15 protein-coding genes are annotated in these 14,564 nt (G+C 35.5%); 2 read left to right on the top strand and 13 right to left on the bottom strand.

Annotated elements, in window-relative coordinates; all coding sequences use genetic code 11:
• Positions 1-75 precede the first annotated feature (75 nt).
• From Q4500_RS12115 to Q4500_RS12095, 5 genes are all read right to left on the bottom strand, one after another.
• Entirely contained in the window at positions 76-1,485 is a 1,410-nt protein-coding gene (locus Q4500_RS12115; protein WP_303599917.1) for a rhodanese-like domain-containing protein, read from the bottom strand.
• Between the two features lie 123 nt (positions 1,486-1,608).
• Positions 1,609-3,024 (bottom strand): rhodanese-like domain-containing protein, encoded by a 1,416-nt coding sequence (locus tag Q4500_RS12110; RefSeq protein WP_303599916.1) that lies wholly within the window; start codon positions 3,022-3,024, stop codon positions 1,609-1,611.
• An 82-nt stretch (positions 3,025-3,106) separates the two neighbouring features.
• Complete coding sequence (locus tag Q4500_RS12105) at positions 3,107-3,907, bottom strand: sulfite exporter TauE/SafE family protein (RefSeq protein ID WP_303599915.1); 801 nt, start codon at positions 3,905-3,907, stop codon at positions 3,107-3,109.
• Between the two features lie 69 nt (positions 3,908-3,976).
• The gene (locus Q4500_RS12100) at positions 3,977-4,609 is read right to left on the bottom strand and encodes a Crp/Fnr family transcriptional regulator (RefSeq protein WP_299800170.1); all 633 of its coding nucleotides are present in this window, start codon (positions 4,607-4,609) and stop codon (positions 3,977-3,979) included.
• 6 nt (positions 4,610-4,615) lie between these two features.
• Positions 4,616-5,005 carry a DUF983 domain-containing protein gene (locus tag Q4500_RS12095; RefSeq protein ID WP_303599914.1) on the bottom strand — a complete coding sequence of 130 codons (390 nt, stop codon included), beginning with the start codon at positions 5,003-5,005 and terminating at the stop codon, positions 4,616-4,618.
• Between the two features lie 184 nt (positions 5,006-5,189).
• Between Q4500_RS12095 and hemN the strand changes: the two genes are divergently transcribed.
• Both hemN and Q4500_RS12085 read left to right on the top strand, forming a co-directional pair.
• Entirely contained in the window at positions 5,190-6,551 is a 1,362-nt protein-coding gene (hemN, locus tag Q4500_RS12090) for an oxygen-independent coproporphyrinogen III oxidase (RefSeq protein WP_303599913.1), read from the top strand.
• Positions 6,552-6,599: 48 nt separating this feature from the next.
• Positions 6,600-7,421: a universal stress protein gene (locus tag Q4500_RS12085; RefSeq protein WP_303599912.1), complete on the top strand. Its 822-nt coding sequence runs from the start codon at positions 6,600-6,602 to the stop codon at positions 7,419-7,421.
• Between the two features lie 82 nt (positions 7,422-7,503).
• On the opposite strand, the gene Q4500_RS12080 is transcribed toward Q4500_RS12085, so the two are convergent.
• From Q4500_RS12080 to ccoS, 8 genes are all read right to left on the bottom strand, one after another.
• Positions 7,504-8,001: a GTP-binding protein gene (locus Q4500_RS12080; protein ID WP_303599911.1), complete on the bottom strand. Its 498-nt coding sequence runs from the start codon at positions 7,999-8,001 to the stop codon at positions 7,504-7,506.
• Positions 8,002-8,026: 25 nt separating this feature from the next.
• Positions 8,027-8,731 (bottom strand): sulfite exporter TauE/SafE family protein, encoded by a 705-nt coding sequence (locus tag Q4500_RS12075; protein WP_303599910.1) that lies wholly within the window; start codon positions 8,729-8,731, stop codon positions 8,027-8,029.
• 2 nt (positions 8,732-8,733) lie between these two features.
• Positions 8,734-9,180 (bottom strand): FixH family protein, encoded by a 447-nt coding sequence (locus tag Q4500_RS12070; RefSeq protein ID WP_303599909.1) that lies wholly within the window; start codon positions 9,178-9,180, stop codon positions 8,734-8,736.
• Between the two features lie 17 nt (positions 9,181-9,197).
• On the bottom strand, positions 9,198-10,616 hold the full coding sequence (gene ccoG / locus Q4500_RS12065) for a cytochrome c oxidase accessory protein CcoG (protein WP_303599908.1): 1,419 nt from the start codon (positions 10,614-10,616) through the stop codon (positions 9,198-9,200).
• Positions 10,617-10,662: 46 nt separating this feature from the next.
• Positions 10,663-11,619: a cbb3-type cytochrome c oxidase N-terminal domain-containing protein gene (locus tag Q4500_RS12060; protein ID WP_303599907.1), complete on the bottom strand. Its 957-nt coding sequence runs from the start codon at positions 11,617-11,619 to the stop codon at positions 10,663-10,665.
• Positions 11,616-11,807 carry a CcoQ/FixQ family Cbb3-type cytochrome c oxidase assembly chaperone gene (locus Q4500_RS12055; protein ID WP_303599906.1) on the bottom strand — a complete coding sequence of 64 codons (192 nt, stop codon included), beginning with the start codon at positions 11,805-11,807 and terminating at the stop codon, positions 11,616-11,618. Before Q4500_RS12055 ends, Q4500_RS12060 begins: the two co-directional genes overlap by 4 nt.
• Before the next feature lie 11 nt (positions 11,808-11,818).
• Positions 11,819-14,017: a cytochrome-c oxidase, cbb3-type subunit I gene (ccoN, locus tag Q4500_RS12050; protein WP_303599905.1), complete on the bottom strand. Its 2,199-nt coding sequence runs from the start codon at positions 14,015-14,017 to the stop codon at positions 11,819-11,821.
• Positions 14,018-14,194: 177 nt separating this feature from the next.
• The gene (gene ccoS / locus Q4500_RS12045; protein ID WP_303600029.1) at positions 14,195-14,383 is read right to left on the bottom strand and encodes a cbb3-type cytochrome oxidase assembly protein CcoS; all 189 of its coding nucleotides are present in this window, start codon (positions 14,381-14,383) and stop codon (positions 14,195-14,197) included.
• Positions 14,384-14,564: the final 181 nt, after the last annotated feature.

Genomic DNA, 14,564 nt, shown 5'->3' with positions numbered 1-14,564 from the left:
AATTAATATTCAACAATAGAAAGAAACGGTCTTGGTATATGACCGTTTCTTTCAATAACCAACCAATAAAAATAATTATAATGTAGTAGGGCAAACAAATTCAGTTACTGGTATACCAGCATCTTTAATATCTTTAAATCCGCCTTTTACATCTATAAGATTATGAATACCTCTACTTTTTAAAATAGATGATGCGATCATACTTCTGTAACCACCTGCGCAATGCACATAAAATGATTTTTTGCTTGGGAACTCGGCTAAATGATCATTTAAAAAATCTAGCGGTGTGTTTTTAGCATCAATAATATGTTCAGAAAGATATTCGGACTCTTTGCGTACATCGAATACCGGTACGTGATCGGTTTCAATAGCTTTCTTAAGTTCACCTGCATCTACCTGACTTACAGTGTCATATTCCATTGCAGCTTTTTTCCAAGCATCGAAGCCGCCTTCTAAATATCCTAGCGTACCATCAAAACCAACTCTTGATAATCTAGTAACCGCTTCTTCTTCCATACCCACAGGAGTAACCAGTACAATAGGTTGTTTTACATCTGCAATCAATGCACCTACCCATGGGGCAAAACTACCATCCAAGCCTATAAATATGGAACGTGGAATATGACCCTTAGCAAAATCATCTTGATGACGAACATCTAAAACCATAGCTCCGGTTTCATTTGCCGCAGCTTCAAAGGCTTTTGGAGAAAGAGCTCTTGTGCCACGTACCAAGACTTCTTTTATATCTTCATATCCTTCTTTGTTCAATTTTACATTTAAAGGAAAATATTGAGGTGGTGGCAGTAAGCCGTCTATCACTTCATCAATAAATTCTTCTTTCGTCATATCTGCACGTAGGGCATAATTCATTTTCTTTTGGTTGCCCAAGGTATCTACCGTTTCTTTCATCATATTCTTACCACATGCAGAACCGGCACCATGGGCAGGGTAAACGATTACGTCATCTGCTAAAGGCATAATTTTTTCACGTAGACTGTCAAACAAGAATCCGGCAAGGTCACGCTCAGTTAGTTCGCCCATTTTCTGAGCAAGATCTGGTCTGCCAACGTCACCTAAAAACAAGGTGTCTCCGCTAAAGATAGCATAGTCCTTACCTGATGCATCTTTTAATAAATACGTGGTACTTTCCATTGTATGACCAGGTGTATGCAAAGCGGTAATACTAATATCTCCTAATTTAAATTCTTGATTATCTTTTGCGATAATAGCTTCGAAAGACGGATTCGCTTTTGGTCCATATATAATATCTGCACCAGTTTCTTTAGCTAAGGTTACATGACCACTTACAAAATCTGCATGAAAATGAGTTTCAAAAATATATTTGATTTTAGCATTGTCTGCAGCAGCTTTTTTAATGTAAGGCTGTACTTCTCGTAGAGGATCAATAATGGCGACTTCGCCATTGCTTTCAATGTAATAAGCACCTTGCGCAAGACAACCAGTATATATTTGTTCTACTTTCATAAGTTCATATTTATTATTGATACAAAACTACATTGGTAAAAAGGACTACACAGTAACTTAGGTTACATAGGTATTTAGAAGTAAAACAGCACTGAAAAATCAGCGCTGTTTTAGTCTTGAATTTTACAAAAGTGTTGAAGGGCAAACATATGCGGTTTTAGGTAGTGTTGTTTTTGAAATAGCTTCAAAACCACCTCTAACATCTGTAAAATCTTGCCATCCTCTTTGCTTTAAAATTGAAGCTGCGATCATACTCCTATACCCACCGGCACAATGTAAAACAAAGGGCTTGTCTTTTGGAAACTGAGATAGATGCTGGTTAATTTCATTTAATGGCACGTTGATTGCCCCAACCACATGTTCAGAATCAAATTCGCTCTTTTTTCTAACATCAATGATTAAAGGTTTATCCGTTTTATATTCAGCTTCTAATTCATCGGCATTAATTCTTTTGCTTACCTCAAAATCTTTTCCTGAGTTTTTCCATGTATCAAAACCACCATCTAAAAAGCCAACGGTATGATCATAACCAACTCTTGCTAAACGGGTAATGGCTTCTTCTTGTTTGTCTTTGTAAGTGACCAATAAAATTTCTTGTTTAATATCTGGTATCATTTCACCTACCCATTGCGCAAAACTACCTTCGAGTCCTATATTGATACTATTAGGAATAAAACCTTTAGCAAAATCTTCTGCATTTCTGGTATCCAAAACCAAGGCGCCAGTTTCATTTGCAACAGCCTCAAAAGCTTCGGGAGTGTATGGGGTAGTGGCACGATCCATAATTTTATCTAAACTCTCGTACCCTTGAATGTTCATTAAAACATTTTTAGGAAAATACCCAGGAGGAGTTGTGAGTCCTGTTAAAAGTTCTTTGATAAACTCATCTTTGGTCATATCTGGTCTTAAGGCATAGTTTACTTTCTTTTGATGCCCTAACGTATCGGTAGTTTCTTTACTCATCATTTTACCACAAGCAGAACCTGCACCGTGATTAGGGTACACAATTAAATCATCGCTCAGTGGCATAATTCTATTGCGTAGAGAATCGTATAGGTAACCAGCTAGCTTTTCTTCGGTTAAATCCGCTACTACGTGTTGTGCTAAATCTGGTCTACCAACATCACCTATAAACAAGGTGTCGCCAGTAATAATACCATGCTCTTTTCCTTTTTCATCTATTAATAAGTAGGTGGTACTTTCCATTGTATGACCAGGCGTGTGAATCACTTTTACCTTGTAATCACCCACTTCAAAGATTTGATTGTCCTTTGCCGTAGTAGCTTTATAATTAGGTTTTGCACCAGGACCAAATACAATTTCTGCACCTACCTTTTTTTGTAAATCTAAATGGCCACTTACAAAATCTGCATGAAAATGGGTCTCAAAAACATATTTGATTTTTGCATTGTCTTTTTTTGCACGGTCAAGGTATGGCTGTACTTCTCTTAACGGATCAAATACTGCAGCTTCACCATTACTTTCTATATAATAGGCAGCGTGTGCCAAACATCCTGTATAAATTTGTTCTACTTTCATGTTGTTTTATATTTTGATTTACAACATAAAATTACCCTTTCTTTAAAACGTGTACAGTGACATTAGTCACATAAGCGAAATTTTATTTAAAGAATTCCATGTAAAAAATAAAGACCGCCATAACAAGAATAAAATAGCCGAAACCTTTCTTCAATTTTTTACCATCTATGAAGTTGCTGAGGTAACTACCAATAAAAATTCCAACAAAAGATAGTGATGTAAAAATGGCAAGAAACTTCCAATCGATAAGCATGTTCATTGCATCGCCTAAAAAGAAACCCATTAAAGATTTAATGGCAATTATAATTAAAGAAGTACCTACGGCAACTTTCATTTCAACATTCGCCAGTATGACCAATGCGGGAATAATTAAGAATCCGCCACCGGCGCCAATTAAGCCAGTAATGCTACCTACTATGAGTCCCTCTAGTAAGATTAATGGATAGTTATAAGAGACATTTCCGACTTTGATAGTATTTTTTTCATTTTTAAGCATAGAGTAAGCAGCAGGAATCATTAAAATGGCGAATAGACCGAACATTGCCATTCTACGTGTAAATTGAAAGTTTTCAATTTGAAATAAAACATTAGGCATTGCAGGAACCACATAGTACCTAACCAAGGTAACACCAATAATAGCGGGAATACCAAATACGATGGCAGTACGCCAATCTACGTAACCTTTTAAATGCTGTTGCCAACCGCCGACCAATGCACTTGCACCAACAATAAAAAGGGAGTAAGCGGTTGCAGCTTTTTCGTTAATTGAAAATAGATAAGCTAAAACAGGAACTGCCAAAATAGAACCACCACCTCCAATTAAGCCTAATGAAATACCTATAATTAAGGCACTGATATAACCAATAATTTGCAAAATTTCCATGTGATGTATTTGATATCACAAAAGTAGAGCGGTGCGGAAACCTTCGCAGTAACATTGGTTACAGAGGTATTATAAATCTAATATTTCTAAATAATTACGGTGAAGTTTAATCTTGCCCATTTCTTCAAGCTTCTTTAAAAGTCTGGAAATAACTACTCTAGAACTATGAAGATCGTAGGCGATATCTTGATGGGTACTATGAATTATATTATCTTTTGTTACCCTAGCTTTTTCTTTTAGATAGCCAATTAGGCGTTCATCCATCTTTTGGAAAGCGATATTATCTAAAGTGCTTAAAAGTTCATTTAATCTAACATGATAACTATTGAATACGAAGTTTCTCCAAGATTTATATTTGCCGGTCCATTCTTCCATTTTCTGAATAGGCACCATAATCAATTTGGCATCTGTTTCGGCTATAGCTCTGATCTCACTTTTTTTGTCGCCCATACAACATGCCATGGTCATAGAGCAGGTGTCACCTTTTTCTAGATAGTACAGCAATAGTTCATCGCCATCTTCATCTTCTCTTAAAATTTTAATAACTCCAGATATTAATAAAGGCATACCTCTAATGTAGTCACCGATCTCCATGAATTTATAACCTTCTTGTACTTCTTTAAACGTACCTACCTGTACAATTTCATTGATGAGCTCTTCTTCAAAGATATCTCCGTATTCTTCCTTTAAGTCTTGAATCATTCTTGGTTAATTAATTTTCCGTGCTATTTCTTTATCAAATTTAAAAAACATATTCGCCCAAATAGATTTAGAAACTGCTGCTATCCAAGGCATTGCTAAAACAAGCGATGCAACGATTACAATAAACAAAGCACCTATGGAGAGTTGAAGTCCAAATAGCAATGTTAACACATACGCAGCAACTGCCACAGCAATACCTACAGCGTAAGAAACATACATAGATCCTGTATAAAAACTAGGTTCGATACTATATTTTAAATCGCACTTTGGGCACCGTTCTTTTACCTTATTGAAGTTACTTAATTTATAAGGATTTGCCTCAAAAAATTCGCCCTTATGACATCTAGGACATTTTAGAAATATAATACTGTATAATTTGGAACCTTCTGGTAACATGGATATAAATTTTAAATCAAAATTATTGGATCTGAATAATTTTTTAGGTAACATAGGTTACATAAAACAACTATTAGTATTATAATTTCTGGGAAAGTTATTTTTTTTCAATGTGCTATGAACTGATATAAATCATATTCTATACTGACTTAGACATGTAAGTTTGTGACTAAATTAGAAGTTTATGTGTTCGCTTGTTCAAAAGTATAATGTACCAGGACCTAGATATACTAGTTACCCTACAGTTCCTTTTTGGGATATTAATACCTTTTCAGGAAAAAAATGGAAAGCATCTGTGAAAAAGAGTTTTCACGTTAGTAACTCTGTATCTGGTATTAGTCTTTATATACATTTACCATTTTGTGAAAGTATGTGTACGTTCTGCGGATGTCATAAGCGAATTACAAAACGACACGATTTAGAGATACCCTATATAAAAGCTGTATTAAAAGAATGGCAATTATATAGAGAGTTGTTTGATGAAAAACCGATTATAAAAGAGCTACACTTAGGCGGTGGTACACCAACATTTTTTACTCCAGAAAACTTGAAGTATTTAATTGATGGTATTCTACGAATAGCCGATAAGGCAAATGATACCGAGTTTAGTTTTGAAGGTCACCCTAACAATACCACTAAAGAACATTTGTTAGCATTGTATAATGTTGGCTTTAGAAGAGTAAGCTTTGGTGTGCAAGATTATAATGAAACTGTACAAAAGGCAATCAATAGAATTCAACCTTTTGAAAATGTGAAAAATGTAACCGAGTGGGCTCGTGAAATAGGGTATACTTCAATAAGTCACGATATCATATTTGGTCTTCCGCACCAGAAATTAGAACATGTAATTAATACAATAGAAAAGACCAAAGAACTAAAGCCAGATCGTATTGCTTTTTACAGTTATGCGCATGTGCCTTGGTTGGCAGGCAATGGTCAACGTGGTTATAATGATGCAGATTTACCTACGGGAGATGAAAAGAGAACGCAGTATGAAGTTGGTAAAGAATTGCTATTGAATTATGGATATCATGAAATAGGAATGGATCATTTTGCACTAGAATTAGATAGTTTGTTTCAAGCGATGGAAAATGGAAGCCTGCACAGAAATTTTATGGGCTATACCAGTTCTAATACCCACTTAATGGTTGGGTTAGGAGCATCGAGTATTAGTGATAGTTGGTACGGGTTTGCTCAAAATGTAAAGAATGTTGAGGAGTATCAGAACTTAGTGGAAAATGATATAATTCCGCTTTATAGAGGTCATATTTTAACAGAAGAAGATCAGATTATAAGAAGACATATCTTAAATTTAATGTGCCAGTTTAAAACAACTTGGAGCGAATTTAAGTTACATCTACCACAAATAGATAGTATTATTAATAGGTTGAAAGAAATGGAAGAAGATGGTTTAGTGACCATTACCGCAGGCAGTCTTCAAATTACCGAAAAGGGTAGGCCGTTTGTTAGAAATGTGTGTATGGCTTTTGATTTACCATTGCAGAAGAAGTCACCAGATACCAAACTTTTTTCAATGACCGTTTAATTTTAAAAATAGAAGTTCCTAATCTTAATAATTGCTAAATAAATAACAATGAAAAAAATAATCGTACTTACAGATTTTTCAAATCAATCAGAACAAGCGCTTAAGGCAGCTTCAGATTTGGCTAAAAAACATAAAGTTGAACTATTGGTCGTTCATATGTTAGAACTGAATCAGGCAATAATTACTTCGCCCGATGGTATGTACATCGAGCAGACAGTTTTCTTGGTAAAATTGGCAGAAAAGAATTTAAAAGAGTTTTTAGAAAAACCTTATTTAGAAGGTGTTACCGTAACTCCTGTAATTAAGCATTATAAAGTATTTAGTGAGCTAAATGCTATTGCAAAAGAGCATGATGCAGATTTAATAGTAATGGGTTCTAATGGAGCTAGCGGATTTGAAGAAATGTTTATTGGTTCAAATGCTGAAAAAGTGGTTCGTAACGCTACCGTACCGGTTTTAGTAATTAAAGGAGAGATTACAAATTTAAGTTTAGATCGTTTTGTATTTGCGTGCGATTTTAATGATGATAATTTACCTGCCTTTCAAAAAGCAAAAGAATTTGCAGAAATGTTAGGAGCTAGTATGGAGGTTGTTTTTATTAATACGCCAAACGATGAATTCTTAAGTAATAGAGATGCCTATCAAAAAATAAATAAGTTTTTAACAAAGGCCAATTCGGCACAACAAGTTGAAATTTACAACGATTACAGTGTGGAACAAGGTATTCTCAATTATGGTAATACCATTTTAGCAGATGCCATAGCAATGCCTACTCACGGTCGTAAGGGTATTTCTCATTTATTCAATGGCAGTATTGGCGAAGATGTCGTAAACCATGCTAGAATACCGGTTATCACTTTTAAAATATAGATACTAACCTAATCTGTAAACAAGAATAAACCCAAGGCATATTCCTTGGGTTTATTTGTTTGGGGTCTTTTCAATAACTTAATTATAATTGCTTTTCAATAACATTCGTCATAAACTCATGTAATTGGTGCATTTGGGGTTTACCTTTTCTTTTTCCGCTTCTACCTGTAAAATATAGTACGAACCATAGCGCTGTTAGCATGATCATGACGCCTACTTGAATGTGGTATTCCTTACCTAAAGATGCACTTGAATATGCCCAAATACCTATGATTATAAAAAGTGTTGCAATGACAAAGTGTATAAACATAAAGAAGGTCCATAGGGTAGGATTGGGACCGAAAACGCCATATAATTTACAGCTAATATCATCAACCTCATCTATTTCTAAATGTAACTGTGGAGACCAAAAGTGATGCTCTTTTTGGTTGAATTTGATGAACACATGCTCATCTAAGCGTTTAATCAAAAACGGATTTTCTTTTGATTCCTCAAATTTGCTAAGAACCGTTTCTTTGTTTTTTGATAGATGCATTTGAAACCTTGGGCGAAGTACTATTTCGTTCGGTAATGGTTTCATATGAATTTGTATTTGGTCTCAGCAATTAGTTATGACATTCTATTGCACTTGAAGCTAATTGTGTAACTGGTGCAGGCGATACGTACGGTATACCTAAACCAAGACCTCTAAGAATAAAAAGTGCACCTATAATAACAACAAATACCGGAATTGCCTTTTGTACTTTTTGACGTACACCACCTTTTAGTAAATTACTGAAATAAATGGCAGCGGTCATCAGTGGTAAGGTACCCACGCCGAAAAGCATCATGTATAAACTACCTTTTAAAGCATCGCCCATAGCTATAGAACCAAAAAGCGCCATATAAACGAGACCGCATGGTAAAAAACCGTTTAAGAATCCGATAGTTAAAAAGGTATCGGGCGATTTTTTCTTTAATTCTTTGCCTAATTGGTTCTTAACTTTTGATATGATTTTGTAGATGGGTTTAGAAAGGTTGTATTTATTGAATGTTTTATACGGAATCAATACTATCAGAATCATAATAATGCCAATACCAATAGATAACTTTTGTTGAATACCAAAAATGGAAAGCCCTTTACCTAGTAATCCGAATATGAGACCTATAAGCCCATACGCCATTAATCGACCAAAGTGATAGATAAATATCTGTCCGAATTTTTTGTAGTTATTCGTTCTATCTACCGGAAGCATAAAGGCAATGGGTCCGCACATACCTACGCAGTGCAAACTACCCATTAGACCTAATATGAGTGCAGATAGTAGCATATTTAAAAGGTAATACTCTCTTTATGTAGAAAATCTTTTCCTTCGTGTTCCCAAGTAATTTTAATGTCCCAGCGACCATCCAACAATTGATTGTCAGGTATGAGCAAATGTGAATTGGATAAACTAATGGGCAAATTAAAATCCAAATTCTTGTTGGATGGTCTGTATAGGGACACTAAACCTTTAACATTGGTATCATCATATCCTTCAGGAAAAAGTATCATTAACCCTTCGGAAGATTTTTGTATTTCTATTTGTGTAGTTGCAATTTGAGCGTTATTCTCTGCATCTATTTCTTTTTGAAAACCAAGCTCCGCTTTATAATAATCTTCGGTAACCAAATCATGATTAGCATTATGACTGGTGGTCATAGTAATTACAAAAAACAAGATAAAGCCCATGAATGCAACTATGGCAATGACAATACCGGTACCCCAATTAATTTTCATGATTTTTTCTTTAAGTACTATTTGTAACTACGTGGTGCTAAAAAGCGAGCCGTAGTAGTCTCAATTAATTTATCTTTACTATAAACCCCAATTTTAAGGTTGTTCTTATCACCACTTAAAGCAGATGCGTTTATTTCTATGAACATGGTGCCTTCTGCCAATGCTTCTGCAGCCACATCAAAATTCTCATGACGTACCAGTTTAATTTCTCCTTTTGGCGATATCAGCTTAAAGTGAACATCTTCAACCGGTTTAGTGGTTTTGTTCAATAGTTTATAGGTGTAAACATTACTAATGATATTCCCTTCTTTGTGTTCGTACAATTGCCCAGGCAGTCTTAATATATTTGCTTCAAGATCATTTCTCAAAAACATCATACCTACTAACACTCCCGTTAAAATAACTAATACAGCAGTATATCCTTTTAAACGTGGCGTAAATTTGAATTTCTCTTTCTTAGTAATTTCATCTTCACTTGCATAGCGAATCAAGCCTTTAGGTAGATCCACTTTTTCCATGATGGTATCGCATTCATCGATACAAGCGGTACAGTTAATACATTCTAACTGCGTTCCGTTTCTAATATCGATACCAGTAGGGCAAACGTTTACGCATTGATTACAATCAATACAATCGCCATTACCTAATTCTTGACGATTTTCATTTTTACGCCATTTTTTTCTACCATTTTCAGCCTCACCTCTTTCATAATCATAGGCAACTACAATCGATTTATTATCAAGAAGTACGCCTTGCATTCTACCATAAGGGCAGGCGATGATACATACTTGCTCTCTAAACCAAGCGAATATAAAATAGAATACACCAGTAAAAATCAATAGGGACACCATAGTGCTTACATGTTGTGCAGGACCGTCTGTGATGTATTGAATTAAGCGGTCACTACCAATCAGGTAGGCAAGAAAAACATTGGCTATAACAAATGAAATTATGAAAAAGATAATCCACTTTAAAACACGTTTACGAATCTTTTCTGCATTCCATTCTTGTCTATCTAGTTTTATCTGAGCACCGCGATCTCCGTCGATCCAATATTCTATTCTACGGAAAACCATCTCTAAGAATATGGTTTGCGGACACATCCATCCGCAGAAAATACGTCCGAAGGCTACTGTAAACAGGGCGATAAAAACGACCCCAATAATCATAGATATTACAAAGAGGTGAAAATCTTGAGGATAAAAAGGAAATCCGAAGATATTGAAACGTCTTTCCAATACATTGAACATCAAGAATTGGTTGCCGTTTATTTTTATAAATGGAGACGCGATCAAGAAAGTAAGTAGCACATAACTTACATATTTACGATATTCATAAAGCTTACCACTCGGCTTTTTAGGGAATACCCAAGCTCGTTTACCATCTTCTTTGATGGTACCGATAGAGTCTCTAAAATTATCTTGATCTTGTGACATTGTATCTCTCTTTATTGGCTTGAGAGGCTTTAACCTCTCACTTAACTCAGTTCATGGTAACCGCTGCAGAATCAATAACTACTTCAGTAGCTTCTGCTTCAGCTGGAGTTTCTTGTTCTGGCGCATTAGGGTCAATCCAAATATCACCTTCTGCAGCTTTCGGGTTTGCAGGTATTGTACCTTCAAAACTTAATACATAACTAGCTACTTGTGCTATTTCTGCAGGTTTTAAGTTTTGTTTCCAAGCGATCATACCTTTACCGTCTCGACCACCTTCAGAAATGGTATGGAAAACGTTTTTTATACCACCACCAAGAATCCAGTTTTGATCCGTAAGGTTTGGTCCGATACCACCGCCACCATCTGCCATATGGCAAGCAACACAATTGCCTTCAAAAATACTTTTACCGGCACTAATATCTGATGCATCTGTTAATAACTCAACCGTATTGGCATCAACAAGACCTTTTGCAGTTTTCTTATATGCTTCAATTTCTAATTGAGCGGCAGCAACTTCTTGTTCGTATTCTAATTTTTGATTATAGTCATTAAAAACATGAAAACGAAGCAGGTAAATTACACCAAATACGATAGAAGCATAGAATAAGTATACCCACCAAGGTGGTAAATTATTGTCTAACTCACGTATACCATCATAGTTGTGATCGAGTATGATTTCACCTTCGGCTTCCATAGGTTTACTACCCAACAATTTGTTGTACATGTTCTTACCCCACGTCCATTCCCATTTTTCATCTTTGGCTTCTAAGTAACGTACCTTTGCTTCTTCGTCAAGCGTGTTGTAAAGTACATTTTCAATAGCTTGTACGATAAAAGCAATCGCTATTAATAGTAATAGGATAAGTGCCATAAAGCCAAACATCAACGTAGGATAGGCTAGAAAAGCAGGTTGATCACCACTATCAATATAAACTTCCATAAGTACAATGACCGCGAAAAAGGCCACTGTTATTCTTAACCACCAGGCTGTATTGTTTTTCATAATTGGTTGTTTTGTTGGTTATCTTCTTCTAAAGGCAATTCGCTAACTTCTTTGATATATGACTTCGAGGCTGTGATTACCCACCAAAATAATAAGGTAAAAAACACAAAGAAGATTAGTAATGATATCATGGGGTAGGTTGCTATGCCATCAATAGTTTCCATGTAACCTTTTACAAATTTGAACATGATTTTATATTTTATTTATCAGATAATAATTCGCCAGTTTCTTTAATCTTGATATCGGTACCTAAACGTTGTAGGTAAGCAATCATAGCTACAATTTCACGGTCTCTCATTTCAATAAATTCTTCACCATTTTCAGCAGCATATTTTTTATCTGCCTCATAAGAGTTTGCAAAATCGGGATCGCTATATAAGTTCTTTTCGATTTTTTCTGCTTGTACATCCATAAGAGCAACGGCATTTGCAATGTCTTCTTCGGTATATGGTACACCTAAGGTTACCATAGCTTCCATTTTAGTTTGTATGTTACCTCTGTCATGTTTATCACGCACTAACCAAGAATACGAAGGCATTATAGAACCAGAAGAGGTACTTTGAGGATCGTACATATGATTTAAGTGCCAGTTGTCAGAGTATTTACCACCAACTCTCAATAAATCTGGACCAGTACGTTTACTACCCCAAAGAAATGGGTGGTCATAAACGAATTCACCAGCTTTAGCGTATTCACCATAACGTTCTACCTCACTTCTAAACGGACGAACCATTTGAGAGTGACAACCCACACAACCTTCACGAATGTATAAATCACGACCTTCTAATTCTAAAGGCGAATATGGTTTTACACTGGTAATAGTAGGTATGTTAGATTTTACCAATATGGTAGGTATAATTTGTATAATACCACCAATAAGGATAGCAACAGTAGCTAAAATGGTTAATTGAATAGGCTTACGTTCTAGCCAAGTATGAAAAGTTTCACCTGCAGTTCTACGTTTAGATACTACGGTAAGTGCAGCTGCTTCTGCTAATTCATCTTCTATAACGCTACCAGATTTTATGGTACGAACTACGTTATATATCATAACACAAGCACCAACAATATAAAGGCTTCCACCAATGGCACGCATCCAATACATTGGCATGATTTCGTTTACTGTTTCTAAGAAGTTACCGTAGACCAAAGTTCCATCCGGATTAAAATCTTTCCACATTAGCGCTTGAGTGAAACCAGCAACATACATTGGCAACGTGTAAAGAATGATACCCAATGTGCCGATCCAGAAGTGGAAGTTCGCCAACGCAACAGAGAATAATTTATTCTTGGTCATTTTAGGAACCAAATAGTAAATCATACCAAAGGTCAAGAATCCGTTCCAGGCTAAAGCACCTACGTGAACGTGAGCAATAATCCAATCACTAAAGTGGGCAATTGCATTTACGTTTTTAAGAGAAAGTAAAGGACCTTCGAATGTTGCCATACCATAACCGGTAATTGCAACCACCATAAATTTCAAAACAGGATCGGTACGAACTTTATCCCAAGCACCACGAAGTGTTAGAAGTCCGTTAATCATACCACCCCAAGATGGAGCCAATAACATAATAGAGAAGGCAACTCCTAAATTCTGAGCCCAATCAGGCAAAGCAGAATATAATAAGTGGTGCGGACCTGCCCAGATATAAATAAATATCAATGACCAGAAGTGAACGATAGACAGTCTATATGAGTATACTGGTCTGTTCGCTGCTTTAGGCACAAAATAATACATAAGTCCTAAGAACGGCGTAGTCAAGAAAAATGCAACCGCATTATGACCGTACCACCATTGTACCAATGCATCTTGTACACCGGCGTACACAGAGTAACTTTTAAAAGCACTAACAGGTAATTCTAAACTATTGAAAATGTGAAGTACTGCTACCGTAACAAAAGTTGCCAGATAAAACCAGATAGCCACATAAAGGTGACGTTGTCTTCTCTTTATCATGGTGCCAATAAGGTTTACACCAAATGCTACCCAAACAACAGCAATAGCTAAATCTATAGGCCATTCAAGTTCAGCATATTCTTTAGAACTTGTATAACCAAGGGGTAGCGTAATAGCTGCAGCAACAATAATTGCCTGCCAACCCCAAAAGTTGAACTTACTTAAAAAATCGCTATACATACGCGCCTTTAACAGACGTTGGGTAGAGTAGTATACTCCCGCATAGATAGCATTTCCTACAAATGCAAAAATTACCGCGTTGGTGTGCAACGGGCGTAAGCGACCAAAACTTAACCATGATATACCATCGGTTACGTTAGGGAACATGAACATGAAGGCTAATAATAAGCCCACAGACATACCCACAATACCCCAGAACATGGTTGCATAAAGGAAATTTTTCACGATTTTGTTATCGTAATAAAACTGCTGTACTTCCATAATTATACTTGTTTATTTAGTTGGATTTTTTTTAAAAAAAGAAGAACAGAAAGAAAATAATTTAGAGACGAGACTCTTCTTAATTTTGCTTTTTTTCTACACATTCTACTATTAAATTTTTAGTACTTTTTAAAAGTTTGTATTTCAATTAATTTGAAATATTTTACTCTTTACTCTTTACTCTTTACTCTTTACTTTATTTTCTGCTTCTTTTGCAGGCTTCACCAGTTCATCTTCAAAAAGCATACGCACAGATGGAGTGTAAGCATCATCATATTGTCCTTGCCTTACCGATACGATAAAAGCGACAAAAAAAATAATTGCCACAACTAGACTAATAGCTAGTAAAACATAAATAACACTCATACCTACCTGAATTATTCCGTAAAAATAAGAGTGATGCATACCATAGAAAATGACAATTGTCATACTTTAAATATTTTCTTAAAAAATTTAAAGTGGTAAGTATCCTGAATTCTATTTTTTGGGCTTTAAACAACTGTAAATTAGTCAATAATGTTGATTTAGGAGGTGTATATTTCTCTAA

This window comes from Maribacter sp. 1_MG-2023 (genome assembly GCF_030547005.1).
Lineage (GTDB): Bacteria > Bacteroidota > Bacteroidia > Flavobacteriales > Flavobacteriaceae > Maribacter.
The sequence above is the reverse complement of the archived record's forward strand: the minus strand, read 5'-3'. Positions and strand labels throughout refer to the sequence as shown.

Excerpts from the sequence above, each read along its gene's own strand:
- Q4500_RS12115 (WP_303599917.1), bottom strand. The coding sequence starts at position 1,485 with ATGAAAGTAGAACAAATATATACTGGTTGTCTTGCGCAAGGTGCTTAT.
- Q4500_RS12110 (WP_303599916.1), bottom strand. The coding sequence starts at position 3,024 with ATGAAAGTAGAACAAATTTATACAGGATGTTTGGCACACGCTGCCTAT.
- Q4500_RS12105 (WP_303599915.1), bottom strand. The coding sequence starts at position 3,907 with ATGGAAATTTTGCAAATTATTGGTTATATCAGTGCCTTAATTATAGGT.
- Q4500_RS12100 (WP_299800170.1), bottom strand. The coding sequence starts at position 4,609 with ATGATTCAAGACTTAAAGGAAGAATACGGAGATATCTTTGAAGAAGAG.
- Q4500_RS12095 (WP_303599914.1), bottom strand. The coding sequence starts at position 5,005 with ATGTTACCAGAAGGTTCCAAATTATACAGTATTATATTTCTAAAATGT.
- hemN (WP_303599913.1), top strand. The coding sequence starts at position 5,190 with ATGTGTTCGCTTGTTCAAAAGTATAATGTACCAGGACCTAGATATACT.
- Q4500_RS12085 (WP_303599912.1), top strand. The coding sequence starts at position 6,600 with ATGAAAAAAATAATCGTACTTACAGATTTTTCAAATCAATCAGAACAA.
- Q4500_RS12080 (WP_303599911.1), bottom strand. The coding sequence starts at position 8,001 with ATGAAACCATTACCGAACGAAATAGTACTTCGCCCAAGGTTTCAAATG.
- Q4500_RS12075 (WP_303599910.1), bottom strand. The coding sequence starts at position 8,731 with ATGCTACTATCTGCACTCATATTAGGTCTAATGGGTAGTTTGCACTGC.
- Q4500_RS12070 (WP_303599909.1), bottom strand. The coding sequence starts at position 9,180 with ATGAAAATTAATTGGGGTACCGGTATTGTCATTGCCATAGTTGCATTC.
- ccoG (WP_303599908.1), bottom strand. The coding sequence starts at position 10,616 with ATGTCACAAGATCAAGATAATTTTAGAGACTCTATCGGTACCATCAAA.
- Q4500_RS12060 (WP_303599907.1), bottom strand. The coding sequence starts at position 11,619 with ATGAAAAACAATACAGCCTGGTGGTTAAGAATAACAGTGGCCTTTTTC.
- Q4500_RS12055 (WP_303599906.1), bottom strand. The coding sequence starts at position 11,807 with ATGTTCAAATTTGTAAAAGGTTACATGGAAACTATTGATGGCATAGCA.
- ccoN (WP_303599905.1), bottom strand. The coding sequence starts at position 14,017 with ATGGAAGTACAGCAGTTTTATTACGATAACAAAATCGTGAAAAATTTC.
- ccoS (WP_303600029.1), bottom strand. The coding sequence starts at position 14,383 with ATGAGTGTTATTTATGTTTTACTAGCTATTAGTCTAGTTGTGGCAATT.